The 25,763-nt window shown below is 44.2% G+C and carries 22 protein-coding genes, 1 tRNA gene and 2 pseudogenes; 6 read left to right on the top strand and 19 right to left on the bottom strand.

Annotated elements, in window-relative coordinates:
- Positions 1 to 2: 2 nt before the first annotated feature.
- Positions 3 to 893 (top strand): phosphate/phosphite/phosphonate ABC transporter substrate-binding protein, encoded by an 891-nt coding sequence (locus QUA02_RS13325; protein WP_333028373.1) that lies wholly within the window; start codon positions 3 to 5, stop codon positions 891 to 893.
- A 146-nt stretch (positions 894 to 1,039) separates the two neighbouring features.
- Positions 1,040 to 2,947: a sensor histidine kinase gene (locus tag QUA02_RS13320; protein WP_333028372.1), complete on the top strand. Its 1,908-nt coding sequence runs from the start codon at positions 1,040 to 1,042 to the stop codon at positions 2,945 to 2,947.
- A gap of 68 nt (positions 2,948 to 3,015) precedes the next feature.
- Here QUA02_RS13320 and QUA02_RS13315 read toward each other — a convergent pair.
- The 13 genes from QUA02_RS13315 to QUA02_RS13255 form a co-directional block, all read right to left on the bottom strand.
- A tRNA-Ala gene (locus QUA02_RS13315) sits at positions 3,016 to 3,088 on the bottom strand.
- Between the two features lie 121 nt (positions 3,089 to 3,209).
- A complete protein-coding gene (locus QUA02_RS13310) occupies positions 3,210 to 3,938 on the bottom strand; it encodes an HAD family hydrolase (RefSeq protein ID WP_333028370.1) in 729 nt (242 codons plus the stop codon).
- Positions 3,939 to 4,058: 120 nt separating this feature from the next.
- On the bottom strand, positions 4,059 to 4,958 hold the full coding sequence (locus QUA02_RS13305) for a class I SAM-dependent methyltransferase (protein WP_333028367.1): 900 nt from the start codon (positions 4,956 to 4,958) through the stop codon (positions 4,059 to 4,061).
- Between the two features lie 255 nt (positions 4,959 to 5,213).
- Positions 5,214 to 7,670 (bottom strand): ATP-binding protein, encoded by a 2,457-nt coding sequence (locus QUA02_RS13300; protein ID WP_333028365.1) that lies wholly within the window; start codon positions 7,668 to 7,670, stop codon positions 5,214 to 5,216.
- A gap of 415 nt (positions 7,671 to 8,085) precedes the next feature.
- Entirely contained in the window at positions 8,086 to 8,811 is a 726-nt protein-coding gene (locus QUA02_RS13295) for a TVP38/TMEM64 family protein (protein WP_333028364.1), read from the bottom strand.
- Between the two features lie 120 nt (positions 8,812 to 8,931).
- On the bottom strand, positions 8,932 to 9,918 hold the full coding sequence (arsS, locus tag QUA02_RS13290; RefSeq protein WP_333028362.1) for an arsenosugar biosynthesis radical SAM (seleno)protein ArsS: 987 nt from the start codon (positions 9,916 to 9,918) through the stop codon (positions 8,932 to 8,934).
- A 3-nt stretch (positions 9,919 to 9,921) separates the two neighbouring features.
- The gene (locus QUA02_RS13285; RefSeq protein WP_333028360.1) at positions 9,922 to 10,083 is read right to left on the bottom strand and encodes a hypothetical protein; all 162 of its coding nucleotides are present in this window, start codon (positions 10,081 to 10,083) and stop codon (positions 9,922 to 9,924) included.
- A gap of 66 nt (positions 10,084 to 10,149) precedes the next feature.
- Positions 10,150 to 10,545 carry an arsenate reductase, glutathione/glutaredoxin type gene (gene arsC / locus QUA02_RS13280; RefSeq protein WP_333028359.1) on the bottom strand — a complete coding sequence of 132 codons (396 nt, stop codon included), beginning with the start codon at positions 10,543 to 10,545 and terminating at the stop codon, positions 10,150 to 10,152.
- 36 nt (positions 10,546 to 10,581) lie between these two features.
- Positions 10,582 to 11,238 (bottom strand): arsenical resistance protein ArsH, encoded by a 657-nt coding sequence (gene arsH, locus QUA02_RS13275; protein WP_333028357.1) that lies wholly within the window; start codon positions 11,236 to 11,238, stop codon positions 10,582 to 10,584.
- Between the two features lie 7 nt (positions 11,239 to 11,245).
- Positions 11,246 to 11,950: an MIP/aquaporin family protein gene (locus QUA02_RS13270; RefSeq protein ID WP_333028354.1), complete on the bottom strand. Its 705-nt coding sequence runs from the start codon at positions 11,948 to 11,950 to the stop codon at positions 11,246 to 11,248.
- A 104-nt stretch (positions 11,951 to 12,054) separates the two neighbouring features.
- Positions 12,055 to 12,414 (bottom strand): ArsR/SmtB family transcription factor, encoded by a 360-nt coding sequence (locus QUA02_RS13265; protein WP_333028352.1) that lies wholly within the window; start codon positions 12,412 to 12,414, stop codon positions 12,055 to 12,057.
- A 99-nt stretch (positions 12,415 to 12,513) separates the two neighbouring features.
- On the bottom strand, positions 12,514 to 12,768 hold the full coding sequence (locus QUA02_RS13260) for a hypothetical protein (protein ID WP_333028351.1): 255 nt from the start codon (positions 12,766 to 12,768) through the stop codon (positions 12,514 to 12,516).
- A 186-nt stretch (positions 12,769 to 12,954) separates the two neighbouring features.
- Positions 12,955 to 13,554, bottom strand: a complete 600-nt coding sequence (locus QUA02_RS13255) for a hypothetical protein (protein ID WP_333028349.1) — start codon at positions 13,552 to 13,554, stop codon at positions 12,955 to 12,957.
- A gap of 134 nt (positions 13,555 to 13,688) precedes the next feature.
- On the opposite strand from QUA02_RS13255, the gene QUA02_RS13250 reads away from it, so the two are divergent.
- The 3 genes from QUA02_RS13250 (at position 13,689) to QUA02_RS13240 (ending at position 15,475) form a co-directional block, all read left to right on the top strand.
- The gene (locus QUA02_RS13250) at positions 13,689 to 13,916 is read left to right on the top strand and encodes a hypothetical protein (RefSeq protein WP_106146537.1); all 228 of its coding nucleotides are present in this window, start codon (positions 13,689 to 13,691) and stop codon (positions 13,914 to 13,916) included.
- A gap of 125 nt (positions 13,917 to 14,041) precedes the next feature.
- The gene (locus QUA02_RS13245) at positions 14,042 to 14,956 is read left to right on the top strand and encodes a transposase family protein (RefSeq protein WP_333028347.1); all 915 of its coding nucleotides are present in this window, start codon (positions 14,042 to 14,044) and stop codon (positions 14,954 to 14,956) included.
- Between the two features lie 156 nt (positions 14,957 to 15,112).
- Complete coding sequence (locus QUA02_RS13240) at positions 15,113 to 15,475, top strand: PIN domain-containing protein (RefSeq protein WP_333028345.1); 363 nt, start codon at positions 15,113 to 15,115, stop codon at positions 15,473 to 15,475.
- 90 nt (positions 15,476 to 15,565) lie between these two features.
- Here QUA02_RS13240 and QUA02_RS13235 read toward each other — a convergent pair whose 3' ends face one another.
- Complete coding sequence (locus tag QUA02_RS13235) at positions 15,566 to 16,240, bottom strand: HEAT repeat domain-containing protein (RefSeq protein WP_333028344.1); 675 nt, start codon at positions 16,238 to 16,240, stop codon at positions 15,566 to 15,568.
- A gap of 269 nt (positions 16,241 to 16,509) precedes the next feature.
- Here QUA02_RS13235 and QUA02_RS13230 point away from each other — a divergent pair, with 269 nt between their 5' ends.
- Positions 16,510 to 18,969 (top strand): CBS domain-containing protein, encoded by a 2,460-nt coding sequence (locus tag QUA02_RS13230; protein ID WP_333028341.1) that lies wholly within the window; start codon positions 16,510 to 16,512, stop codon positions 18,967 to 18,969.
- Positions 18,970 to 18,992: 23 nt separating this feature from the next.
- Here the strand turns inward: QUA02_RS13230 and QUA02_RS13225 are convergent, their stop codons facing one another.
- The 5 genes and pseudogenes from QUA02_RS13225 to QUA02_RS13205 all read right to left on the bottom strand — a co-directional run.
- Positions 18,993 to 21,350 carry a GumC family protein gene (locus tag QUA02_RS13225; protein WP_333028339.1) on the bottom strand — a complete coding sequence of 786 codons (2,358 nt, stop codon included), beginning with the start codon at positions 21,348 to 21,350 and terminating at the stop codon, positions 18,993 to 18,995.
- Between the two features lie 1,289 nt (positions 21,351 to 22,639).
- On the bottom strand, positions 22,640 to 24,067 hold the full coding sequence (locus tag QUA02_RS13220) for an MFS transporter (protein WP_333028338.1): 1,428 nt from the start codon (positions 24,065 to 24,067) through the stop codon (positions 22,640 to 22,642).
- A 502-nt stretch (positions 24,068 to 24,569) separates the two neighbouring features.
- A pseudogene (locus QUA02_RS13215) lies at positions 24,570 to 25,127 on the bottom strand (Uma2 family endonuclease).
- A 63-nt stretch (positions 25,128 to 25,190) separates the two neighbouring features.
- Complete coding sequence (locus QUA02_RS13210) at positions 25,191 to 25,607, bottom strand: hypothetical protein (RefSeq protein WP_333028336.1); 417 nt, start codon at positions 25,605 to 25,607, stop codon at positions 25,191 to 25,193.
- A gap of 12 nt (positions 25,608 to 25,619) precedes the next feature.
- Positions 25,620 to 25,763, bottom strand: a pseudogene (locus QUA02_RS13205) (ISKra4 family transposase); the annotation flags it as partial.

The raw sequence follows: 25,763 nt of genomic DNA, 5'->3' as shown, positions 1-25,763 counted from the left end.
TTATGAACCGGCGGCATTTTGTTGGGTTATCCCTATTGTTTGTAGCAAGCTGTTCTACAACAGTAAATCAATCTAATCGCAGTTCTTCCACTTTGACCGTAAGTGAACCAGAAACCCTTGAGTTTTCCGTAACTGATGTTAAGGGTGCAGAAGATTTGCAGCAAAATTATCAAGCATTTCGGACTGTTCTTGGGGAAGTTTTAGAGAAAAAAATTGAATTTTTCCCAGTAGATAACTATATAACAGCAGCCGTAGCTCTCCAGTCCGGTCAGCTAAAATTAGCTCTAACAGGGCCATCTGAATATGTGATTATGCGGGCTCGGACAAATGCTGTTCCCATAATTGCCATCACCCGCCCCGACTATCATTCAATTATTGCTGTTCGTGCCAATAGCGAGATTAAGTCAGCAGCACAATTGAAAGGAAAAACAATAGCTATGTGGGAAATAGGTTCAACCAGCGGTCATTTAGGGCCTACTAAAATTCTACTCGAAGCTGGATTAAATCCCCAAACTGACATCAAAATCTCAATGTTGGGTAAAAAGGGTTTACAGGCTCTTAAAAAGGGTGAAGTTGATGCATTAGCACTCGGTACTACAAGATACAAAGACTTGCTCAATAGCGATAATTTATCAGACAGTGAGTTTCGGATTATTGCGACAGGTCAACCCTTACCTAGTGACTTGTTTGTTGCTAGTAGCAATCTGCCTAATACCCTTGTTGAAAAAATGCGCGATCGCCTGGTAAAAAATCAAGATAAGCTAATTGAAGCGCTTTTGGTCAGTAAAGCCAATGCCAAGTATAAAGGAGCTAAACTGGTGCCAGCAAACGACAGTGATTATAACATGATTCGTGAAGTTTATAAAGCTCTTGGTCAGGGGAATGTCTTATAATATATAATTTTATCTAATGCTGAGTTTGTAGTAAGGCTTTAGCCCTTAATCCATCAACTATCGGGGATATTGCCTACTACAAATAAGAGACTTTATTTATGTGCATTTACTAATAAACTTGTTGAAATTTAGCTCAGGTTGCCAGTATGCAGAAATTTGAACAGGGGGAGAATGGGGCTGTAAAGTTCAACAATCTTACCCTAAATAGACGAAAAAATAATGCCGCTGTCACGGAAGGCGATCGCGACATCAAAAATTCTCTCAAAAAAACTCCCTTGACTGCAATTAACCGCTTCATTTCTCGCTTAAGCATTGCCAAGAAAATTAAGTATGGCTATTCCCTAGCAATTGGAGTAGCCGTACTAGGAACAACAGCGGGAATGATCTGTGGAGACTATTACCAAAAGCAAGCTTTCCAAGCTCTAACCTTCGCCGACGAGCAACAACATTTGCTCAGGGATTTAGAATATTCCGTGCAAGCAGTGCAGTCACATCCCAAACGGCTAATCTCTGTCTTGGGAGATTCAATCTGGTTTGAATATGAAACTGCTAAGTTCTTGAAAGATGTTGATACAGTCAAAAAAATTATTGCTGAATTAGCTTTATTTAGTGAAGAACATTCCACAGAATTAGCAGTAAATTCTGCTGAGTTAAAGGAATTGTTAAACGGTTACACAACTGCGACAGATTCCTACTCTCAATTTATCAAATCTTTTTGGCAACAAATAGCTCCCTCCTCACTAAAACCAGATGAAGTTAAAGAGGCACAGCAGCAGGTATTGGATTTAATCAGAGGGGATAAAGCAGTTAAGATCGATGTTAAGTTTGAGCGGCTGTCAGAGAGTTTGAGCTTGATGACACAAGTAGCTAAGGCACAGCAGAGACAAGCCTACGTTAATTTTAATAGAGCTGAGAATTTGCGAGTGCAAATCATCGTAGTGAGTATGTTAGTGTCAGTCGCGATCGCAATTTTTTTAGCCATCTGTACCACCCGCGCGATCGCCATTCCTCTCCAAGCTGTAACCAGGGTTGCTGAAACTATTACTCAACAAGCAAATTTTGATTTGCAAGCACCTGTCACCACAGAAGATGAAGTAGGAACTTTAGCAAAATCCATCAATCAATTAGTTCAATGGGTAGCAGAATACACCCATGAATTAGAGCTGGCTCGCCAAACTTTGGAAGAGCGAGTAGAAGAAAGAACAGAAGAACTTACAGCAGCGCTTCACCAACTCAAACACACCCAAACCCAGTTAATTCAAACCGAAAAAATGTCCAGTTTAGGGCAGATGGTGGCAGGGGTAGCCCATGAAATAAATAACCCAATTAACTTTATTTACGGCAATCTAGAATACGCCAACCAGTATATTATAGATTTGCTAAAGTTACTTCGTCTCTATCAACAGGAATACCCGCAACCCACAGAGGCGATCGCAGCAGAAATCGCAGATATAGAACTAGAGTTTCTCACAGAAGATTTACTAAAAATCTTTGAATCTATGAAAATAGGTTCAGAACGCATCCGGCAAATAGTTTTGTCTTTGCGAAACTTCTCTCGCTTAGATGAAGCTCAAATGAAATTAGTTGATATCCATGAAGGCATTGACAATACACTATTGATTTTGAACAGTCGCCTCAAGCATGGAATTGAAGTTATCAAAAACTATGGAGAATTGCCAGAAATAGAGTGTTATCCAGCGCAGCTAAATCAAGTATTTATGAATATTCTAGTAAATGCGATAGATGCACTAGAAGAGTCAGGGAATAACTATAAGAAAAGTAAAATTCCTCAGATTTTAATTCAGACGCAAAAGTTGGACAGTAGCCAAATTCTGGTGCGAATTTGCGATAACGGCCCAGGAATTCCACGCGCAATCCAAAGCAAGCTATTTGACCCATTTTTTACAACTAAAGAACCAGGAAAAGGCACTGGTATTGGTCTCGCAATTTGCTACCAGATTGTGGAAAAACATCGGGGGACAATAGAGGTAATTTCATCTTTGGGAGGGGGGGCAGAGTTTGCGATCGCACTCCCCGCCTCCTCTCAAACTTGAAGCTAGATATTGTCTATTATGAGGACATTAATGTGTTAACGACGACACATAATTTGTTATTCGACATATGGAGAATAGCGGACTCGAACCGCTGGCCTCTGCGGTGCGATCGCAGCGCTCTACCAACTGAGCTAATTCCCCTGATTGAGTTTTAATTTAGCATTGTTAGATGCGGGATTCCCGAATCTAAAAGGCTTACAGGTCTCGTCCGCTTTAGCTTTGGCAGACCGTCACCTACATTAGCACGTAACTGCTAAAAACGTCAAGTTTTTTCCGCAGCCGGCTCGGTGGGGGCGATCGAGCAAAGTTCCGCCACTCTGTCCAACTCTAAATCAGCAAAATAGTCCACCGTCCAATTAGCTTGGCGCTGGATCATGTGAAACGGGTAGGTGTGAGTCACTCCCGCAACTTGAATCCCCGCTTTTTTCGCCGCTTCAATCCCCGCAAAAGTATCTTCTACCGCCAAACACTCGATCGGTTGCAGGTTAAAGTCGGGATATTTCTGGTTGAGAAGTTCCACAGCCAATAGATAGCCGTCGGGTGCTGGTTTGCTCGCCGTCAAGTCGTCGCCTGCGACAATTAACTCAAAGTTTGCTGCCAAACCTGCCCGATCTAACACCAATTCTATATCCGATCGCATTGCCCCGCTAACTACGGCCATTTTTAGTCCGCAGGCCCGAATTTTGGCAAGAAATTCTGCTAAACCCGGATAAATCGGCAATGTTTCCAAACTATCTATTTTTTCCTGATAAGCTTGGGCCTTGCCCAGTAGCAAGCGATCGAGGTATGTTTCTGTTAGATATCGTCCCCGGCGCTCGAGCAGTTCGGTAATGCAAGCGCGATCGCTCCTTCCCAAACAAACTTCTCGAAACTCCCCGCGTTTGAGCTGGAGATTTTCATCGAGCATCAATCTATCGATTATTTTCTCGTGAATCGGCTCGTCATTAATAATAACGCCATTAAAATCAAATAAAACTGCTTTTAGAGTCATTAGTCATTAGTCATTAGTCATTAGTCATTAGTCATTAGTCATTAGTCATTAGTCAGCAGTCATTAGTCATTGGTTTGCTAACAGTTAACCGTTAACAGTCAACAGTCAACAGTTAATACATCAAGCAGGTGCTGGAATGCCCGGTAAATCGCCATCAAAATCAGGAGTTCGATCGCCCAAATTCCACCCCCTCGCCACCCGCACCTGTTCCAAATCTTCCCCTGGTAGAGGTTTCACGCCCTGCGTCACCTGATGCACCCACCAGTGTTCGTGAGTTTGCACCGCCGCGAATCCAGCAGCCCCCGCCCAAGCATCGACGCAGCCAGCGGCGTAAGACTTAATATAAGGCTCTTCAAAGATATCAGTCAGCCACTCTGTCTGCCGCAAAGTTTTTTGATTTCCATCCAAAATTGCCACTTGTCCCCCAACCTTCAGCAGTCGGAAGCTTTCTCGCAAAATTGCCCGCGATACAGCAGGCGGCGTCTCGTGAAACAGCAAGGAAGCAGCGACTAAATCGAAGCTGGCATCAGCAAAAGCAACGCTTTCAGCATTTCCGTGCAACCACTCGATATTTAAGCCGGCTTTTTGCGCTTTCATGGAGGCAACTACCAGCATATAAGGCGACAAGTCCAGGCCGACAACTTCCGCTTCGGGAAAGGCTTGCTTGAGCATGAGCGTTGTCGAACCCGTGCCGCATCCCAAATCGATGATTCGGCGCGGTTTCACCCGCACAGCGTCTATTAAGCCTTGCCTGACTACTGTTTCGTGGGGAGGCAAGACGTATTGCGTGATTGGATCGTAGGAAACGGCGGCAGTGGGGTTGAGGTAGCCGCCTTTAATGCCGTGAAAGTTTTGGCTGCTGTAATATTCGGGATAAACTAGGTCGGGTTGTCGGTAGCGATCGCCCGCTGTTTCCCAGTCGATACCTTCGTAGAGCCGTTTCAGTGCTTCTTCGTCGATCGCCAGTCGAATCAGGGGCGACAAAAAGCGCTCGAAAATTGTATCCTTGCCAACAGCCATAAAACTCCTTTAACAAAAACTCTTCTAATTTTAGCCAACGGCCGTCAACTTAGCATTAATTAAAACTTTTTGTCCCCTCCAACATCTTCCCTCGAACCTCTATCCCTTACCTCGGTTACAAACTCCGTGGGCTTCCCTTCCCACTTCCTCCTGATACCAGTTTCCAAAAATAATGCAACTATAGATAATATCCAAAACCTTGTATTATCAGGCATTCCCAAATTTAAAATCTAAAATCTAAAACCTAAAATAGTCTTACTTCCCGTTACTAATAGGAATTTTTACCAAAAACTGCGTGCCGCCGCCCGGAGGTTTAGAAATTTCGATGCTGCCACCGTGTCCGTCCACTACAATTTTGTAGCTAATTGCTAACCCCAAACCAGTGCCTTTGCCTACGGGTTTAGTAGTAAAAAATGGGTTATAAATTTGGTCTTTAACGCTGTCGGGAATGCCCGGGCCGTTGTCGGCGATCGCCACTTTCAGAAATTTACCGCCATTTTCGCGAACTACTCCCGTGGAAATTGTAATGATTTTATCCAGGCGATCGATCTCGTTCAAGGCATCGATCGCATTGCTCAGCAAGTTCATAAACACCTGATTGAGCTGAGACGGATAGCACTCGACTGAAGGCACTTTTCCGTATTTCTTGACTATATAAATTCTATTTTTGATGCGGTTGGAGAGCAGCAGCAAGGTATTTTCCATACCTTCGTGAATGTCTGCCAGCTTTTTGTCAGATTCATCTAGGCGAGAAAAGTTGCGCAAAGAAAGAACTATGCTGCGAATGCGTTCGGTTCCTATTTTCATAGAATTCAATATATGCGGCAAATCTTCCTCGATAAATTCTAACTCGATTTCTTCTGCAAAATCTGCGATTTCCTGGGGAACCTCTGGGAAGGTTTGTTTGTATAAACTCACCAAGTCTAATAAATCTTTAGTATATTTGCTGGTGTGAGGCAAATTAGCCGAAATGAAGTTAACGGGGTTGTTGATTTCGTGCGCTATCCCGGCCACCATTTGACCTAATGATGACATTTTTTCGCTCTGCACTAAATGAGTTTGAGTTGTTTTCAGTTCATTTAAGGCACTATTGAGCCGTTTTATTTGGTCTTGGGTTTGACTGTAAAGGTGAGATTGAGTAATTGCGATCGCCAATTGGTCTGCCACAGCTTTTAACAGTTGGATTTCCTCCTCGCTCCACAGCCAATGAGTAGCGTGGCTGCAAATTAAATAACCCTGCGGCTGGTTCTGAGTCTGAACAGGTACGGCTAAATAGCTATTAGCTTTAAGTTCTATCTGTTGAGCTGCACCCTCAGCCAAAGTGTCCCTCGAAAAAATAATTGGCTCCCCTTCACCACTCCGTAATAATACATTTCCGACCAAGTAAGGCTCAAACTTTATAGGTTGTGTCGAACCATCAGAGGGGCAACATTCCCACAGGATTTGTAACATTTTTTCTTGTGGTTTGTACCAACCAAAAGCCGCCCGTTCTAGATGCAGCAAACTGACTATTTCTTCGACTGTACTTTGCACGATTTTGTCTAATTCTAGGGAAGCCCGAATGCGTCCGGCAATCCGGTTGAGCATGGCTTCTCGCTCCGCTTGAGCGCGATTGTTTTCGGAAGAGTAAATTAGCCAAATTGCTGCTAGCATTGCCGGGCCGAGCAGTCCGGCGACTACAGATGTCAGCAAATTTAATGCTTGCAGTTGGGATTCAATATTTTCGCGGGGAATTACTAAAGCCATCGACCAGTTAACTTCCTTGAGGGGAGCATAGGCCACATACACCCATTTGTTATCTATTTTTACCAGTTCGATGTTCGTCTGGCGGTCGATCATTTGCCGCGCAATTGTGGAGAGTGCGGGGTCTTGTGAATGTAAAAAGCTTGGGGCCGGCAGATCGATATTTCCGATTAAGTTATTGTTGGGATGAACAATTGGCACTCCTTGTGAATTGAGCGCAAAAGCATAACTGTCGGAACCGTACTGCAAGCTGTTAGCCACAGATGTTACTCTGTCTAATTTAATGCCGCCTGAGAGGACTCCTATTACTTTATTAGGAGCGGGAGATAAGGCCCAAATAGGAGCTGAAATGATGATCGTCGAAACTTTTGTACTGCGGCCGATCAGCGGATCGGAAACGTTGATATTCCCGGCCATTGCTTTTTGAAAGTGTTGGCGGTCTTTAGTGTTCCCGCGGTTGCCTAAAGTGTTGATAAATGAGCCGTCGGCTTGAATTAATGACAGGATAAAATACTCTTTTAATCTGTATATTTCTCCTTGCAACCGGGGCTCGACTAATTCCCAATTGAGAGTGCGAACCGTAGGATCGTAAGCAATGGTTTCTATTTCTGCTTTGCGGCTGCTGAGCCAGCGATCGATTTCGTCGGTGCCTTTTTCTAGTTTTAATAGTGCTATTTGTTTTAAATTGTCGAGGATTAGTCCGCGCACAAAAAAATAGCTGATGCAAGCAGTGGTGCTAATGCTTAAAGCCGTGGTGGCCAGAATTAGCAGGGTCAGCAAATGGCGGCGCTGCCGTCTGTGCTGCCACAGACTGTGCGCTTGCTGCCACCGCGATTGAGCAGAACTGCTGATGTTTTGCCAAAAGCGGCGCAGCTTTTTTGTTTGGTGGGGCGGCGGCGCAGACACAGATCCGGCTTGATTTGCTGGGTTTTGCATCATCAAATGTTCCCTCAGAGTCAAATTCGTCATTCGTCATTCGTCATTCGTCATTCGTCATTCGGCAGAATTAATATCAGGCAAGTAGTGAGACCAGTTTAAGAAAAGAATGCAACTGTAGCCAAGATCAAAATCCTGGTAGTCATCAGTCATTCCCAATCTCAAATCTCAAATCTCAAATCTCAAATGGTATGACTTGCACTACTGACAGCAAACAATTTTTATTCGGGTCGGGCGCTCACATTCTATTTTGGCATCAATTTTATATTTCGACCTTCGGTTTACCTACTCTCAGTTAGTGCTTTACGATATCTTTAATATCTATCTCGTTTGTATAACAAAAAAATTATAAATAACACAGAGAAATTACGGAGTTTTTTAAATTAGCAATGTATTATAATGTATGGGCAAAACCCTATTGACAATTTTACCCATTTGCGCTATGCCTTCAAGGGGAAATTTTTTCGTCTAAAGCTTTTTTGGCGAAGCGGGTTGCATAAACGGTGAGGACGATCGTTGCTAGCAAACCAATGCCGTAGAGAGCCCACTCAGCAGCAGTGCGCGATCGCCCGCTAGATCCGAGTGCAGCCAAACTCCCGGCCAGGGAACCGATATAAACATACATGACAGTTCCGGGAATCATGCCGATCCAAGATGCGAAAAAATAGTCTTTTAGAGATACCTGCGTGACTCCAAAAGCATAGTTAAGCAAATTAAACGGAAAAATTGGAGAAAGCCGCGTCAGCAAAACAATTTTCCATCCTTCAGAGGCAACTGCTGCATCGATCGCCTTAAATTTTTGATTGCCTTCAATCTGTTTGGAAACCCAGTCGCGAGTTAAATACCTTCCTGTTAAAAAAGCGCAAGTTGCACCTAAAACCGAGCCGATGGAAACGCAAACCGAACCGCCAACAACTCCGAACAAAACGCCAGAACCGAGAGTCAGCAAAGAACCGGGGATAAATAAAACCGTTGCTACAATGTAAATTAGAATAAAAGCTGCCGGGCCCCACGGGCCGAGACTCGCGATCGACTCCAGCGCATTTTTCAAAATTCCTTGGAAATTAAAAAACTTTGCCGCTGCAATTAAAGCCACAGCTAAACCAATCCCTAAAATCAGCTTCCAACTGTTGGATGGCGGCGGATTTTCACCGGGCGATCGCGAATCATTCATTACCTAAACTCCCCAGTCTAAATTTCATACACCGTCGTTTCCAGAGTAGGGACACGGCACTGCCGTGTCCCTACTGTATTTCATCCCATTGATGATATAAAGCGCAACTTTTCCCTTAAATTAAATCAAACTACCGCCGCAGCTAGAACCTGAACCTGCCGTACAGCCGTAACAATAAGCAGCAGTTTGCACCTCTTGAATCAAATCTAAACTGCCAGATGCGAGCAATTTCGCAGTATTTATCTTTTCCCCACTGCCAGTTTTTGCCTGCAGATTTTCCATCTGGTTAAAATCGCAGTCGTAGACATTGCCCAAATAGTCGATCGACAATTCGTTACGGCACATTAAATGTTCCAGAGTACCGGGATTAAAATTATCCTCCAAAAACCCGAGATAAGGCTTGTGCAGTTTCTTATGTTCCAAATGAAACTTAGTCCGTCCCACCGGCAAATTAGTAATCGCGAACAATTGATTGAAACAAATCCCAAAATTTTCGGCTAAATAAACCTTGTAATCTTGCTCTAACTTGCCTTGTTCCGGTGTTAGCGAAAACTTGTCTGTTGCCACCACTTGCGGATTGTACACCAAATCTACAATTAAATTTGGGTTTTTCCCGTATCCCAACTGATTTAGCTTTTGCAGCGCCCGAATCGAACTGTCAAAAACACCGCTGCCGCGCATTTTGTCCACATTGTCAGCTTGGTAGCAGGGAAGCGACGCCACAATTCTGAGTTGGTGTTCCGTGCAATATTCGGGAATATCTTCAAAACCTTTTTCAAAGTAAATCGTCAAATTAGAACGAACAATTACCTCTTTACCTGCCGCCCTGGCAGCTTGCGCCAGCGGTTTAAAACCGTAAAGCATTTCGGGAGCACCGCCAGTGAGGTCAACAGTTTGAATTTGAGGAAAACGGCGAATGATTTGAATTAATTGGTCGCAAATTTCCGGGGAAAGTTCTTCTGTTCGTGTCGGGCTAGCTTCTACGTGACAGTGAGTGCAAGCGAGATTGCAGCGTTTCCCTAGATTAATTTGTAAGACTGTAATTTGCTTTTTAGTTAAAGCTGAGTTGAGTTTGTTTCTGAAAGGCGTGAGTGCTGTCTGAATCATGTGCTAATCTAGTTGGTCTTTTCTCGCAACGGATTTAGAGGCGTTCTGGCGGAACGCCTCTGATAATTTAGCACTAATTCCGGGGATGCGACAGCGACAGATTTGAATTATGCGGTACGGAGTTAATTCAAACTCAGATTTTGCACCATTGTCAGCAACAGGCAAGATGCCTGTTCCACAAAGGTTAATTTGCTTGTGGGGTGGGCATCCTGCCCCCCCGTCTACTTAATCTTATTTGAGAGTGTCAACTAATTTTTCAACTCGTGCTTTGATTTCATCTCGAACGCGGTGAAAAGTTTCGATTGGTTGTCCGTCTGGATCGTCGAGTTGCCAATCTTGAAACACTTCTCGCAATACCCACGCTTCGGGTAAATTCACGCCGCAGCCACACAAAGAAATTACGGCATCGTAGTCTTCTGCATTGAATTCGTTTAACGGATTGGATGTTTGATCGGTGATATCAATCCCGATTTCAGACATGACTTGAATTGCTGTCGGATGAACTCTGCTTGATTCTAACCCGGAACTGGTGACTGCAATTTTGCCGTCTCCGATGGTTTTAGCGAATCCTTCTGCCATTTGCGATCGGCAGGAGTTTCTTTTGCAAACGAACATTACTTTTATCATGGTATTTGTTGGTTGTTAGTTGTTAGTTGTTAGTTGTTAGTTAGATGTTTCAAGGGCGCGATTTGCTACGTCGATCGTCACTTTAGCTGCTTGTTCCTTGCGTTCGCTGTGGCGATCGGTCAAATAGTCGGTTTGCTCCCGCAACAGCAAGGTAAACTTGTACAGTTCCTCCATCACGTCGATCGCCCGATCGCGGTAAGCCGAATCCTTCATTGTCCCATCGTCGTTAAACTCCTGATAAGCCTTAGCAACAGAAGACTGATTCGGAATCGTAAACATCCGCATCCAGCGGCCCAAAATTCTCAAAGTATTGACAGCATTAAAAGACTGCGAACCGCCGCTGACTTGCATCACCGCTAAAGTTCTACCTTGAGTCGGTCTGACGGCCCCAATACTTAAAGGAATCCAGTCAATTTGATTTTTCATAATGCCCGTAATATTGCCGTGCATTTCTGGACTAGACCACACTTGACCCTCCGACCACAGGCTCAATTCCCGCAGTTCTTGAACCTTCGGATGCGTATCGGGAACGCTACCATAAATAGGCAATTCTAGAGGATTAAAAAATTGAACTTCGGCACCGAAACCCTCAATAATTCTTGCCGATTCTTCCGCCAATAAACGGCTGTAAGAACGCTCTCTTAAAGAGCCGTATAAAAACAAAATTCTCGGTTTGTGCGTAAAATTTGTCATGATACTTTTAATTAAAATCCCGAAATCCGTTAGACAGTTCTCGATAAACTGCGACTGCCAATTGCGCTCCCCAAATGGGAGCAACCCAGTAAACCCAATGGTGTTCCCAAATTCCGCCAACTAAAGCCGGGCCGAGCGATCGTGCCGGATTCATGCTCGCTCCGGTAATCGGCCCCATAAATGCAGCTTCCAGTCCTACCGTTAACCCAATTGCTATCCCGGCAAAACCGATGTGAGCGCGTCTATCTAATCCAGAACCGAGGATAACAAACATTAAGATAAAGGTCAAAACAGTTTCTAAAATTAGAGACTGCAACCAGTTACCGTTGAGAGGGATAGTTGCACCGAGCTTGGCAACTTTTCCTAATGTAATTAGCAGCAGTGCGGAAGCTGCGCTCGCCCCCGCACACTGCGCTAAAATGTAAGGCAAAACTTTGTATTTTGGGAAAAAACCGCTCGCCCAAAACCCTAAAGTTACGGCTGGATTAAAGTGTGCGCCGCTGATGTGTCCGATCGCGTAAATCATGGCACATACTACTGCACCAAATACAAAACTGACGCCTAAATGAGTTACTGAACCACCGCTAATTGTGTTAACCATCACAGCGCCGGTGCCTGCAAAAACCAAAATAAATGTACCTAGAAATTCGGCGATCGCCTCTCGCCTGCAATCTCGGCCAGCATTCGCTAACCTATGAGCTTTTGCATCCATCACTCTGAATTAATTGATTACAATCAATAATATCAATAAAATTTGATATGTCAACTACTCAAAACTTGACTTCTGTAATTGACTGATTAAGAAATGTTGATGGATTAACCAGCGTCGGAGCACTGGCGCGCCGGCAGGATTTGGCTAAACCGGCGGTACTCGGCGAGGTACTGTTCCAGGGCGAGAAACTGAGCTAGATTGAGGCTGTAGTAGATCCAGCGGCCTTCTTGGCGGCTGCGGACTAAACCGGCTTCTTTTAGGGTTTTGAGGTGGAAAGAGAGTTTAGGCTGAGGGGCGGAAAGCCGATCGCACAATTCGCAAACGCACAACTCCTGTTCTCGCAGCAACTCCAAAATCTGAATCCGCAGGGGGTCAGAAAGAGCGTGAAAGCCAGCGGAGACAAGTTTTTCCGAAATCTGTCGCTGTGGAATGCGATCGGGCGCAGCCGTAGAATTTTTAAGCATCAATTATTTTGAAAAAATCCTTACAAAACATCATATTTTCTGAAGCTTCATCCCAGAAAATTGCTGCATTTAGCATCGACAGATCCTTCAGACTGGATACTACTTCGGATTCTGTACCCGCGCCGGCACATCAGTGAGTCCGGTCTTTTGCATTAGCGAAATCACCCCTACAGATAGAATTCCCCCAATAATAGCCCCGACAACTACCAGGATAATAAAGACTTTTTGCAGAGTTTTTTTAGTTGCTGGGTGGTACTGTCTGGGCAATGCTTCACCTTGCTCGTCAAGTTCTTGCTCCAAGGGGTCTAGCGGATTGGATGGATTTGAGTTAAAAGGATTGGGCGCTTGATTCATGGCTGGCTTTGGTTAAAGGAGATTAACAACTATTTTAACTTGCGATTTGCACGCAGCAGCTTAAATAAGCTGAGGCTTATCTAAATTTTACAGTCAAGTTTGATGAAATTATTGTGGGGTGGGCGTCCCGCCCGCCCGAAAAATACAGCGCAAGATGCGGGACAGCTTAATACATTCTGGTTTCACTCAAGACTCTATAAATTTTATTAAGATACCGATAAATTTACCAACATTATTAATAAAATATTCACTGGTGTCAATCTGGATCGCAATTCCTTCTAACTTGAAAAATTTCCAGATACTCCCAGTTGTGACAACTCCATAAATTATCTGAATGTCATTTTCTTGACGCTGGTTAAATATTTGTGCTGCGATCGTTTCTGCCATGCACTGTCCTAAGCCGGATTGAATGTTGTCATTTTTGGCTTCAACCAAGGCGATAACTGGGGCTTCAATGACTAGCTGTTCGGGCGATCGGCTAATTAGAAAATCGCAATAACCGCTCAAACCCCTAGCAGCGTCTACATTAAATTCTCGACCTGAAAATAAACTCATCCGTTCCGGGAGCCGTCTTTTTATCTCAACTAATATTGGCGCGACAATTAGCTCGGAGCGAGCTTTCTCGGAATTAATATCTAGTGCTAAAGGCAGATTGAATTGCAAAGTTTCTTGCAAAAAACTGCTTGGTTCTATTTCGGGAATGTCGGCAAACAAGCCCATCTTGCTCGAAAAGGCGATGCCGAAAGTGGCCTTAATTTGTTCTATGCTAAATTGGCTGTAGGGCATTTCACTGCCTATGGCGAAAAATTAAGTGTTTTTAAGAAGCTAAAATTATATCACTTTAGGCGCTAAAATTTGAAGCGGGGGTATTTATATACTTGCCTGCTTGTCCAATGTTTTCTGTCAAAGATAAAATTACTATGACGTTACGCGAACTTCAAGACCGAGCACTGAGGTTGTCTGCCGAGGAGCGATGGCAGTTGATCGATGCCTTGATGCGATCGCTCCAACCGAAACCCCGATCGAAGGTGAAACCGAAGGGTTTAGCCGCGAGTTTAATTGGCATTGCGAAAACGGACGCGCCACCACCTACAGATGCAGAAGTAAAGGCAATGTTGGATGAGCGGTTAGTCCAAAAGTATCTGTGATGAAAGTTTTATTTGATACGAATGTTTTACTGGATGCAATGCTTGCACGCGAACCTTTTAGACATCTCCAAAATAGTAACATTATGTGGTAAAAGAACATAAGAGACCTTTTTTTACACAGAAAGATGAGCGACATCCTGAATCATATTGAAGAAAATCATAAAGAAACACAGCGATTAATTGGTCTGGCCTATGAAGAGTTACAACAATTGCTCCAAAATGCCGAACGATTACATCATGAAAAACAAGCTTTACTAGAAGCAAAGAAAGTAAGAATTATTGCTGGTGGAGGAGGTCGAAAACCCAAACTATCTCTTCCCGAACAAATAATTTTAACATTGGTCTATCTGAGGCATATGACAACATTTCAACTTCTGGGCATCCAGTTTGGAGTAAGTGAGTCTACAGCTAATGATACATTTAACTATTGGTTGCCGCACCTGCGGGAATTGCTACCATCTAGCTTGCTGGAACAAGTAAAAAAAAACGCTGCTGACCATGCAATAGTTAAGGAAATACTCACAGAATATGAATTAATAGTAGATACCTACGAACAAGTCAGAGAGAGACCTGGAGATAAGGATGAACAAGAAAAATACTTTTCAGGCAAGAAGAGTAATCATACATTCAAAAGTCAAATAATTATCATGCCAGATGGTAGAGATATAGTTGATGTTGTGGCAGGGGAACCTGGACCTAAAAGCGATATAACCTTATTCCGGGAATATCGCTCCGAGTTTGACCCTCAACAAAGATTTAAGGGAGATAAAGCTTACGTTGGAGAAGATTTAATAACAACTCCCATTAAAAAACCCAGAAACCGAGAATTAACAACTGAACAAAAAGAACAAAACAAAGCGTTTTCGGCTCGCCGAATTTTTGTGGAACATCGAATTAGAACGGTCAAGATATTTCGAGTTGCCCAAGAAAGATTTAGATTAAACCCCCAAAAATATGAGCAAGTAATTTTAACGATTTGTGGAATAGTAAGGTTGCGAATTGGAGCCTTAATATTACCATTAGGAAAAGCGGGGAAATGATCGGATTAAAATTAACAGAGCTTACTCAATATTTTGGCATAATTATCAACAATAAATATCTCAAAGTCTGGTTTTATCGTACACACTAGCTAATTTACGATGATTACATTTACGTCCTAGAACTTAACTATACAGAGGCTTTGAGTGTTTTCGGAGATGTCTTTTGTAGCGGATGCTGCTTTTTTACTGAATGCAGTTGAATCGGGGCGAGTTGAAGGGTTTATGTCGGCGACAACGGTTACGGATGTGCATTATTTGGTGGGACGACAAACCAAGAGTTCTGAAGCTGCGATTGCTGCGGTAACTCGACTTTTGGCATTGATGGAAATTTGTGCGGTGGATCGAGAGGTTCTGGAACAAGCAATCGCGCTGGGATTGCCGGATTTTGAAAATGCGGTGCAGATAGCGTGTGCGATCGAGTTAGAGTTAGAGGCGATCGTTACTCGGGATGTGAATGGATTCGCAGGGTCGCCGATTCCCGTTTTGTCACCTCAAGAACTAAGAAATAGGTTGAGCTAGCAGAGGACTGAATAAATTAAGGGATCGGTGTTTCATCCCGCCTTAAAAGCGCGGAAATGAAACACTTACAGAAAAAAGTATCGGTATCTGTTATCCTTCTGCTTTCGACAAACGATGGAGAGAAATTGTTGCCGCTTGAGATACTTGAGAATTGCTATCTTTTTCTAAGTATTTTAAAGCCGAAACGCTCTTAACACTCGGCAAATTGCCCAAAGCTTCAGCCAGCCTCTGGCGGATCAGCCAATCTTCCGACTGAGCAAAATTGAGGATGCGATCGATCGCGCCCATTTCCTTAATTTCCCCCAAAGCCGAAATCGCCGCCTGCTGTATCACCACTTGCTCGCATTCGAGAGCTTTCAGCAGCACGTCGCGAGCCCGGGGATCTTTGAGATTCCCCAAAGAAACAGCAGCACTGAAGCGCACCAGCCATTGAGTATCCTCATAAAAAGCCCGCACCAAAGCCTCAAAAGCTCTGATATCTTCCAGATAGCCCAAAGCACCCGCAGCGTCAGCGCGAATGCCGTAATCCGGGTCAGTTTCTAGCAATTTGACTAGAATGGGATAGCACTCTGCTGTCGGTTTGACCCCGAGAGCAAACACAGCCATCGATCGCACCTGCAAACTTTCGTCGTTCAACACCTTTTTAATCAAAGGTACTGCCTCTGCAGCAGGCACGTTCCGCAAGTTGGCCAAAGCCACCATTCGATCGGCTGAATTTTCGCTTTCTAACTTGGCGGCAATTTGCTCTAAGCTTAAAGTTGTCATTATTGGTAAATCTTGTAGTAAAACTTTACATTCTGGTTATTTTGATTATAGGGGAGTCTCAGGAGAAAAGCAGGCAGTAAAAACCGCCCAAGGATTTGAGATCGGTGAGATTGCGAATTAGTGACACCATTAATCTAAAGCAGAGATTGCGTGGAAATAATAAATTAGAAAGTCTATTATTTAAATCCCAAGCACAGGCGAGGTGTTTCCGCCGTTCCCCAAGGCTTTGCCCGATAGTTAGCTCTGACTCTGACAACCTGCAATCAACTATGCCCTTTTACCAGCCTCCCTTTTACTCCTCAGCCTTAGAACAAGCGATCGACCGCTACCCCGTAACTGCCGGGGCAGAAACTTCTTTACCAGCGGCGATCGCCCTGATGAGTCAGTTGCAAAACAGTTGTCCGAGAGTCAAAACACCTTTACCCTCAGACCGGGGGGCGAGGAACGAAGCGTCCGCGCCGGACAAGCTGCGGGCGCGATGCGTGCTCGTCGTGCAGAACCAGCAAACTATTACCCCAGGCAACTTATCCGACAACCCCAGCCGCGGGCTGTTAATCGGCATATTAACTCCCGCCGACTTAGTGAGGCTGATCGCTTCTGGAAAAATAGACAACCAGCAAAAAGCAGCCCTGCACAAAATACCGATTTCCGAAGTGATGTCACTCGTGTCAGTCTCCCTGACAGAATCCGACGACCAAGACGTGTTCGCCGCTTTATCCTTATTTCGCCAGCACAAGATTCGCTATTTGCCGATCGTCAATCACTTGGGCCACTTGGTAGGAGTGCTAACGCGGGAAAGAATTCGCCAAGTATTGCAGCCTTCAAACATTCTCAAATTGCGGCGGGTAGCAGAATTGATGACTACGCCAATTACAGCGCCCCACACCGCCTCGCTGCTAAGCATAACCGAACTGATGTCACAGCATCAAGTCAGTTGCGTAGTCATTACAAAAAACACAGAATTAACAATGGAGAAGCCCAAAGAGGACTATACCTCCATTTTTAACTATTCCTTTCACCAACCCCTGGGAATTCTTACCGAATACGACATCGTGCAGGCACTGTTTCTCGAACTAAATTTCGAGCAAACCCCAGCTCAAAAAGTCATGAGAACTCCCCTGCAATTTCTGCAACCTTCCGATTCCCTGTGGACGGCGCACAAACAAATGGAGCAGCAACAAGTGCAGCGGTTGGTCGTGTGCGGGGGGCGCGGAGAACTGTTGGGAATTATTACTCAAACCAGCTTGCTCAGAGTCCTCGACCCGACAGAAATGTACCGAGTTGTCAAACAGTTGCAGCAGTCAGTTTATCAACTGCAAGCGGAAAAATTGGAACTGCTGCAAAGCCGCAATGCCAAACTGGAACAGCAGGTGCGGGAACGGACTGCAAAACTCCACGAACAATTGCAGCGCGATCGGCTGTTAACTCACATTGCCTTGCGAATTCACCAATCCTTAAACCTCGAAGAAATTCTCCACGCCAGCGTCGATGAAGTCCGCCAAGTTTTGCAAGCCGATCGAGTTGCAATCCTGCATTTAGAGTCGAGCAATTACGGAATTGTAGTGGCAGAATCCGTTGCCGAAAATTGGTCTTCAATCTTGGGAGAAATCCTGCCCGATAATATTTGGCAAGAATCTGCTTCGGCGATCGAACAGGAAATTTATGCCGTCCCCGACATCGACCAAGCCCGTTTGAGCGCCGAAAAATATGCGCGGTTCCAGCAAGCGCAAATCAAAGCTTATTTGATTGTACCCATTTTGCAAGACGGCAATTTGTGGGGGATGATGTGCGTCCATCAGTGTTCCCAATCCCGGCAGTGGCAGCCTTCGGAAGTGGATTTGCTGCTGCAACTGGCAACTCAAATCGCGATCGCCATTCAGCAAGCCCAACTCTACCAGCAAGTCCAAAACCTCAACACCGACCTCGAACGCCAAGTTCAAGAACGCACCGCCGAATTGCAGCAAAAAGTTCACGAACTCCAGCATTTAAACGTCCTCAAAGATGAATTTCTCAGCACAGTTTCTCACGAACTGCGGACGCCTTTAGCTAATATAAAAATGGCTATTCATATGCTGAGAATTTCTCCTACACCAGATCGGCGCCAGATTTATCTTGAAATTTTAGAAACAGAATGTACTAGAGAAACTGATTTGATTAATGCTTTGCTCGATTTGCAGCGGCTCGAAGCAGCAACTTGTCCGATCGATCTGGAACCAGTAAACTTAGAAGTCTGGCTGCCTACTATTATCGACCCGTTTTACACCCGCGCCCACAACCGCCACCAGCATTTGCGAGTAGAGTGCGATCGCCACCTCCCCACGATCTGTTCCAACCGCGCTAGTTTGGGACGAATTTTAGCAGAACTCCTCAACAATGCCTGCAAATATACTGCTAATGACGGCGAAATCTCTCTGAAAGTTGAGTGCAAAAAGGGAGACTGCGAAGATGGAGGACAAGGGGAAAATTCGCTACAAACAAGTGATGTCCCTTCCAAAATCGAATTTACACTCAGCAATCAATCGTCCATTTCCATAGAGGAATTGCCTCGAATTTTTGAGAAATTTTATCGAGTTCCCAACGCCGATCCTTGGAAACAAGGAGGTACAGGTTTAGGTTTAGCTTTGGTTCAAAAACTTGTCGAACAGTTGCAGGGAAAAATAGAGGTTGAAAGCAGCAATGGCTGGACTAATTTTACAGTCACATTTCCTACCAAGCCGGATGGGAATTAGTCCGCCGTCATCTTTTTTTGCTCTCACTCTTTTTTGGGAGCTAGTTTGCGGATGCCAGACGGTACTGGTGAAAGATTCAAATATTCATTTTTCTCTTCAACAACTGATGATTTAGATACTTGATACTTCTTGCCTTTGGTGGCATGATTAGCAACTGTGCCCAAGCAAGGTATACCAAAATTTTCTAATTGACTGAAAACTTTTTTGACTACAGAAAACTTGACCTGACGAATTGCTACAACCATTAGTATTCCATCGGTGCGCGCCGCTAAAAAATTCGTATCTTTACTGTCAACCAGCGCCGGCGTATCGTAGATAACTAAGTCATATGTTGCGTGAAGTTCTTCCATTAAATACTGCATCCCAGATGAGGCAAGCCGTCTGGCAGTACCGGGAATAGGGAGACCGGCAGTCAATACAAAAAGATTATCTGCGTCAGGCGATCGCTGGATAATTTCATTTGGTTCGTTTTTATTGTCGAGCAAGTTGCTCAATCCCTTAACATTAGGCAGTTCCAACAGCAAGTGCAAGCTGGGCGAATGCAAATTCGCGTCTACTAACAGCACTCGCTGACCCGCCAGCGCTGCCACATGAGCTAAGTTTAAAGCAACCGTAGATTTGCCTTCGCCAACTGTAGCCGAACCAACTGCCAAAGACCTAATCGTTCGATTTGAAGAAAGAAAGCGGATATTAGTATAAAGAGAGTCAAAAGCTTCTATAAATTCCGAAGCATTTTTATTATTACCCTCTTTTCCTTCAAGATAAGCATAGGCATTAGCAATAGAAGGCGGAAACTTTTTAGCATTTTTGTCAAGAGGAATTGCTCCCAATAAAGGCGGGTCAAACGCATCTTTAACGTCATCAACACAGTAGAAAATATTGCGGAACTTTTCAATGAGAATAGCCACTCCCAGACCCAACACTAGCCCCCCCACAACTGCCATCATTAATTTGTTTTTATTTTTCGATGCAAGTGGAATCAACTTGCCCTTAGGATCTCGCGGTATCCGTGGTTCAGAAATTATTTCCCAAGGTACTTGGCTTTGAGCTGCTTGGACGCGGAGAGTTTCCCGCTGACTTAAAAGTTGATCGCGGGTGCGGGCGGCTACTTCTAATTGCTGTTGCAGTTCATTGTAGCGGCGGGCTATGCTGGGAAATTCTCTTGCTTGTCGGTTCAAATCGTTTTTAGTTTGGCCGATCGCCTGACTGCGAGCTTCTAAGACTTGAACTTGGTTGGCAGTATCAACCAATTGTTTGATCAAGCCTATGCGAATCGAATTTTGAAAATTCTGAACTTTAGAATTGGCTTGGGTTCCTACTAAATTTTGCCCCAAAATTCGCTTTGTTTGCTCGTTGAGCAAAGCTACTAAATTGGCCCGCTTCCGCTCTAAAGCTTCCACTATAGGGTTTGCAGATTTAAAACGAGCTGTTTCTACAGCAATCTGACCTTCTACTTCCTTAACCTTGGTCAGCAGCTCTTTATATTGAGGTTCTTCGCTTAAAGCTGAAGCGGCAATAGCTTCATTTGGTGTAAAATCTAATTGTTTTTGCAAATTAGCGTACAGCGTTTTCTGTTCTTGCAGCAGCCTTTGAGTTTCTAACTCTAAAGTTTCTACGGTGCGAACTTGCTCGATCAATTGCGCCCCTTGTTCTTTAGGATCGGTAATCTTTTGCTGCTGCTGTATCACCTCTAACTCGGACTTCAGGTCATTTACGCGCTTGTTGAGTCCCGGAAGCTGGTCTTCAATAAAATTAACACCTTCACCAATGCGAGTCTTGCGTTCGTCAAGACTATATTTTAAATATTTCTTTTTAATTTCTTGTAAAACGAACTCAACTAATTGAGGATCTGTCTCCATGAAGCGAACTTCCAAAATTTTAGTGAGCGTCATCTCATTTTCACCCATCCGCAAAACGACTAAATTTTTTTGAAGAATTGCCTCGGTAAATTGTGGATATCGTTTTTGGACTTGTTTAACAATAGCCGACAGCATCTGAGGACTCTGGAGAATTTGAAGTTGAGTTGCGTAGTCCAAACTAAAAAAATCTCGACTCGGCACTGCCCCCCCCTCGCCGCGATTGGCTAGGGCAGCGGGGTCAGCAATTCTTGCCTCCGTTGTCACGGGTTCCACTAGCATCCGAAAATCGCCTTGATATGTTTGCTTACCTCCCTTGATCTGATAAGTAACTCCACCGCCTACGAGACCGATAATCCCAATAATGACTAGGGCTTTTCGCCCAAAAGTCCTCAACAACGGCTTTAGATTCAATCCTTTCTGAGGCGGCGCGCTTAACTCTTCTCCCTCGTCAACTGAAAATTGTTGCACCTGTCTGCTCTGGTTGCTAATGGGTACGATATGAGCGTCCTGTTCTCTTTCCATGTTGACCTCTTTGATATTTTGTTGGTAAAATCAGCTTTGTTCTGCGAGCCTTCTGGTTGATACTTTGAGCATTGGCTTAAGGATATCACAGGAGATTCTTGGTTGGTCGATCCCACTTCCTTCTAATAGTTCTCACTACTTTCACATAGTATACAAAAATAACTAAATCCCTATGTTGGGCCGACTGTAATTTTTTTTTTACTAACCGAAGAGAGAGTTGTGGCCGACTGCATTTCTGTCTGCTGTGTTGTGCTTGTATTTAAGGTTTCTGGGCGCCTCGGTCAAATTTTTCGGGTGTCGCTGAGCTTCGCCGCAGGTCGCGCCATAACTTTACCAAAATTTTACAATTGCCCCTAACAGCTCAGCCACTGCTGGCGCTAGTATTGCCTTGTCATTATTATGACATTTTTATGTTCGCTGTCAACGGCACCAGAACCGGTTAACTTACCCGCTAACTGACCGACTAAAAAGTTTTGCATTTTCCATGTAGATATAATTAACAGCATTCAGTAGATTTTTGGAACTGCAACTAATCGAATCAATTTCCGAGAAAAATCTGTCTCTTATTTTAATTATAAACTTTTTAACGAGCTGGATGGCTGCTTAAGTCTATAGACTTACTCATCGCGGTTATTCTATCACAAATTACTCTCAATAGTGCGCTACAGACATAAAATTTAATAACTTGTGTTCTCAAACTCGATCGACATCTCGAAAAACTCCACCTACCGGGGTCTTTCTACCGGGGCGGATGGCGCTCCGCGATATTATGTTTTTTCCGATAAAAACCAAGTTTCTGAGTTCCTACTATTACTAAAACTATCGCTTGTATTCGCCATCCGAGCAAGCTATAGCAATCCTTTCGGGAAACGCGCAACGGGCTTTTTTTTTCAACGAACCGATGAAAAAGGCTGATGACAAATCCGTAAAAAAAGAGAAGAGAGGAGAAGAGAAAGAGTTCGCAAGTGATGGGAGGAGTGTTATGGATAGCGCCCGGATTACAGCGTATCCCAGGTTGATGAAGTGCAGCTTTACACACGGCATTAAGCTGTTCGGCATTTAAAGGAGGATAGTAGGGTGCGGAGCGTAAATAAGCGTTTCCCATGTATAGTAAGTGTTCTAGCTGACGCACCTTACCTGGATCGTTAATGGTTTAAATGCGTAACAGCTTACCGTGTCCCTACGGGGATCGATCGATAGGCGGGTTTACTTCATAAACCTACAATCTGCTGTAGCTGTTTGTAGTTGTTAGTTTTGGAGTTTACTAATTACCGATTATTGATTGCAGCTTACTGATTTTGTGCTTTCTTTTCTCTAAGTTTCAACAAAATTTCTGCATGAACTTCGCGGGTAATCGGATAAAAATATGTGAGAATCATGCCAGCAATTAAAGCAATTGTGGGCAGCGGCCCGATCGCAACTCGAATCGCAAACAGTGCAGAATCCGGCTGTACTGGCGCAGCCTGTCCCTGAATAGTGGCTAGAAATCCAGCTTGTTCTAATGCTTGTCCTACAAACCACAAGCCCAATGCCAAACCAATTTTTTGCAGCAACACCATAAACGAATAGAACACGCCTTCACGTCTTTCTCCTGTTTGGAGTTCGTCGAGTTCAATGACATCCGGTATCATCGACCAAGGTACTAAATAAGCAGTAGAAACTCCGACACCCGCCATAACAGCTAATAGGTACATCTCAACTACTTGTCCTGGTTGCAAGAAAAACAGTCCGGCTTGGGCGATAATCCACAAACTCATGCCCATAAAATATACGGCTTTTTTGCCGTATATCTCGCTGACTTTACTCCAAACAAATAGCATGGCGAGTGCAGTGCCTTGAACGGCGATCGCAGTTTGGGTAAAAGTTGCTGGCGGCAGTTTCATCCAGTTGATGACAAAGTAGGGCAAAATAGAAGCAGTTAATTGCACTCCCAGCCAAGAACAGAGGTAAATTCCAATTACGTACAAAAAAGGGCGATTGTTAAATGCAATGCGTAACTGTTCTTTCAGCGGCAAGGAAGTTGAACTGTCATCTACTGGATTTTCTTGCAATTGAGAGATCACGTGTTTGCGGGTTCCCAAAAAGCACCAGTACAAAGGCAACACTGAAATCACTGCACAGATTGCGCCTAATACTAAGTATTTTTGGGTGTCATCTTTAACTATTGCAAAGATAATTTGCGCTAAAATTAACGACAAAATGCTGCCGCCGATCGAGAAAGAAAACCGAAAACTGTTAAGGCTAGTGCGTTCGTTGTAGTCTTGGGTTAATTCTGGAGTGAGGGCGGTGTAAGGCAGGTTGACGGCGGTGTAGGCCGTGTTAAACAAAATGCCGATCGCCACATAGTACCAAAACAGTATCGTTGGATCTTTGCTGGGAACAATCCACTGCAAAAAGAAGAAAATGCCGAAAGGAATTGCGCCGTATACCATCCAAGGATACCGGCGGCCCCAGGGGTGAGATGTGCGATCGCTCAAAACCCCCACAATCGGGTCATTTATGGCATCCCAAACCTTGCCGATCAGCAAAATGTTGCTAGCAGTACCCGCAGCCAAACCGGCGACGTTGGTAAAGAAATACAGCAGGAAAAATACCAAAACATTCGCAGTAATTGCGGGGCCGAGGTCGCCGGCACCGTATGCTAATTTTGTTGAAAAATTGAGTTTTTTTGTTTGGGGGTTGTCGGCGGCTGGTTGAGGCGGGGAAGTGTTGCTCATAAACTTTGATTTCGGGGTGATTTTGCAGGTGGGGGCTTTGTAGTAGGAGTATAACTCGGTATGCGTCCTATGACTAAATTTACTTGAGCGATCGGGATGATCCTGAAAATTTGGTAATTGATAATTGGAAATTGGGAATTGATAGATTTGTAGGGGCGGGTTCACCAACAATAATCGCCCCAAAACAAACAATCTCAAAAACCCGCCCCTACTACCCAACAAACAAGCCAAATGTACGTTCAGATTTGCGGTGGGATGGGGGCGGGTTTATATGAATTGTCCGTCATTGTTATGTATGGTTTGTGAACCAACCCCTACAACGTTTTGGTAATTCGAGCGATATCAATATACACAATACCCGTAGATACCGTAGGGTGCGTCGCCACAGATAATCTACTTCCCAAGCTCGAAAATCTAGCAGCGACGCACCCTACAAGGGGCGGGTTTTACCCGAAATATCGATCGGTAGCTAAAGATATCGATAAACCCGCCGCCCACAGACTTAAGGAAACAGTTGCGAAATCTGAACTTCTATTTCTGGAAATGCCAGCATTGACAAAATTCCATCTTCATTACATACTGTTTCTTGCCTGTAATTTCCCCCCACCGGTTCGCGAAAAACATAAACTTGCCGCGTGTTAACATCAAGTATCCAATAATCAGGAATTCCGGCCTTAGCATAAGCCGGTGCTTTTCGCTTGCGGTCTGTTTCTAAAGTCGTGTCAGCTATTTCTACTAATAAGAAAATGTTGGCGGGTGCGGGATGAAAATCTTGGTACAGCCGGGGGTCGATTTGCACTACAGCAATATCCGGTTCTGGTTCTGAATTATCACTTAGAGCGATCGGGTCTTAGATGCGAATTAAAGCAAGTCCTGCCAGCAGATTTCTCAGATAGTCGGCTGCACAGAGATTAGTTGCTCCGTGGGGAGGACTTTTTGCACTCATTGAAATAATTTGCCCGTCAATTAATTCGACTCGTTCCTCGGGATTGAGAATGCCAGTTTCGGTCATGCGGCGATATTCGTCTACAGTCCACAAGCGTAAATCTGTTACAGTCATGGCACAATTTCCTTGGGCGATATTATTTATTATCGATGCACATTCTAGTTTTATATTAAATTGCTATGTCAGCAATCTAGATTTGGCTGTAATTGCTCCCACACACCACAAAATAGCATTAACAATCTCCGAACGCTGGATGTCCTCTTCAGCTAAAAAACTTGCAAACTCTTTCTCAATATTCAGGTTGTCTGCCAAAGCATAAAGCACTTGCTTGTACTCTGTGGGCATCGGTGTTAATGTGGCTTTAACTAAATTTAACAGCGCGTTCAAACAGTTAAGCATAGTCCCTGATTCGTCAATATCTTCTGCATCGAGCAAGTACAGCGTTTCTGCAATGTCACAAATAGCATCTATTTGTGTGGGTGGCTTTCCCAGTTTGCTGACATCGATATCGCACAATTGGAGAGCGTTAATCGCTAGTTCTGGACGGGTAAAAAATACAAGTTGACCGCCGGCTACTAAAGGCGGCGGGAGCATCCCGCTTTTTAACTAAGCAGAAATACCGAGCTTGATGTCGTTATTTAAATATGCACATCTGAGTCTTAAAATTTGAGGAACATTTTTTTCGTTCCACTGTGCACCTACAATCTTAATTCTTGCTCCAATCTGTTTAATTAAAGACTCTACAGCTCC

The sequence above is a fragment of the Microcoleus pseudofavosus SVA1_A4 genome, from assembly GCF_036700565.1.
Taxonomy (GTDB): Bacteria; Cyanobacteriota; Cyanobacteriia; order Cyanobacteriales; family Microcoleaceae; genus Microcoleus.
This window is presented reverse-complemented; position numbering and strand designations above follow the sequence as displayed.

Bases quoted from the DNA above. Each gene is read 5' to 3' on its own strand.
- QUA02_RS13325 (WP_333028373.1), top strand. From the start codon at position 3: ATGAACCGGCGGCATTTTGTTGGGTTATCCCTATTGTTTGTAGCAAGC.
- QUA02_RS13320 (WP_333028372.1), top strand. From the start codon at position 1,040: ATGCAGAAATTTGAACAGGGGGAGAATGGGGCTGTAAAGTTCAACAAT.
- QUA02_RS13310 (WP_333028370.1), bottom strand. From the start codon at position 3,938: ATGACTCTAAAAGCAGTTTTATTTGATTTTAATGGCGTTATTATTAAT.
- QUA02_RS13305 (WP_333028367.1), bottom strand. From the start codon at position 4,958: ATGGCTGTTGGCAAGGATACAATTTTCGAGCGCTTTTTGTCGCCCCTG.
- QUA02_RS13300 (WP_333028365.1), bottom strand. From the start codon at position 7,670: ATGACGAATTTGACTCTGAGGGAACATTTGATGATGCAAAACCCAGCA.
- QUA02_RS13295 (WP_333028364.1), bottom strand. From the start codon at position 8,811: ATGAATGATTCGCGATCGCCCGGTGAAAATCCGCCGCCATCCAACAGT.
- arsS (WP_333028362.1), bottom strand. From the start codon at position 9,918: ATGATTCAGACAGCACTCACGCCTTTCAGAAACAAACTCAACTCAGCT.
- arsC (WP_333028359.1), bottom strand. From the start codon at position 10,545: ATGATAAAAGTAATGTTCGTTTGCAAAAGAAACTCCTGCCGATCGCAA.
- arsH (WP_333028357.1), bottom strand. From the start codon at position 11,238: ATGACAAATTTTACGCACAAACCGAGAATTTTGTTTTTATACGGCTCT.
- QUA02_RS13270 (WP_333028354.1), bottom strand. From the start codon at position 11,950: ATGGATGCAAAAGCTCATAGGTTAGCGAATGCTGGCCGAGATTGCAGG.
- QUA02_RS13265 (WP_333028352.1), bottom strand. From the start codon at position 12,414: ATGCTTAAAAATTCTACGGCTGCGCCCGATCGCATTCCACAGCGACAG.
- QUA02_RS13260 (WP_333028351.1), bottom strand. From the start codon at position 12,768: ATGAATCAAGCGCCCAATCCTTTTAACTCAAATCCATCCAATCCGCTA.
- QUA02_RS13255 (WP_333028349.1), bottom strand. From the start codon at position 13,554: ATGCCCTACAGCCAATTTAGCATAGAACAAATTAAGGCCACTTTCGGC.
- QUA02_RS13250 (WP_106146537.1), top strand. From the start codon at position 13,689: ATGACGTTACGCGAACTTCAAGACCGAGCACTGAGGTTGTCTGCCGAG.
- QUA02_RS13245 (WP_333028347.1), top strand. From the start codon at position 14,042: ATGAGCGACATCCTGAATCATATTGAAGAAAATCATAAAGAAACACAG.
- QUA02_RS13240 (WP_333028345.1), top strand. From the start codon at position 15,113: ATGTCTTTTGTAGCGGATGCTGCTTTTTTACTGAATGCAGTTGAATCG.
- QUA02_RS13235 (WP_333028344.1), bottom strand. From the start codon at position 16,240: ATGACAACTTTAAGCTTAGAGCAAATTGCCGCCAAGTTAGAAAGCGAA.
- QUA02_RS13230 (WP_333028341.1), top strand. From the start codon at position 16,510: ATGCCCTTTTACCAGCCTCCCTTTTACTCCTCAGCCTTAGAACAAGCG.
- QUA02_RS13225 (WP_333028339.1), bottom strand. From the start codon at position 21,350: ATGGAAAGAGAACAGGACGCTCATATCGTACCCATTAGCAACCAGAGC.
- QUA02_RS13220 (WP_333028338.1), bottom strand. From the start codon at position 24,067: ATGAGCAACACTTCCCCGCCTCAACCAGCCGCCGACAACCCCCAAACA.
- QUA02_RS13210 (WP_333028336.1), bottom strand. From the start codon at position 25,607: ATGCTCCCGCCGCCTTTAGTAGCCGGCGGTCAACTTGTATTTTTTACC.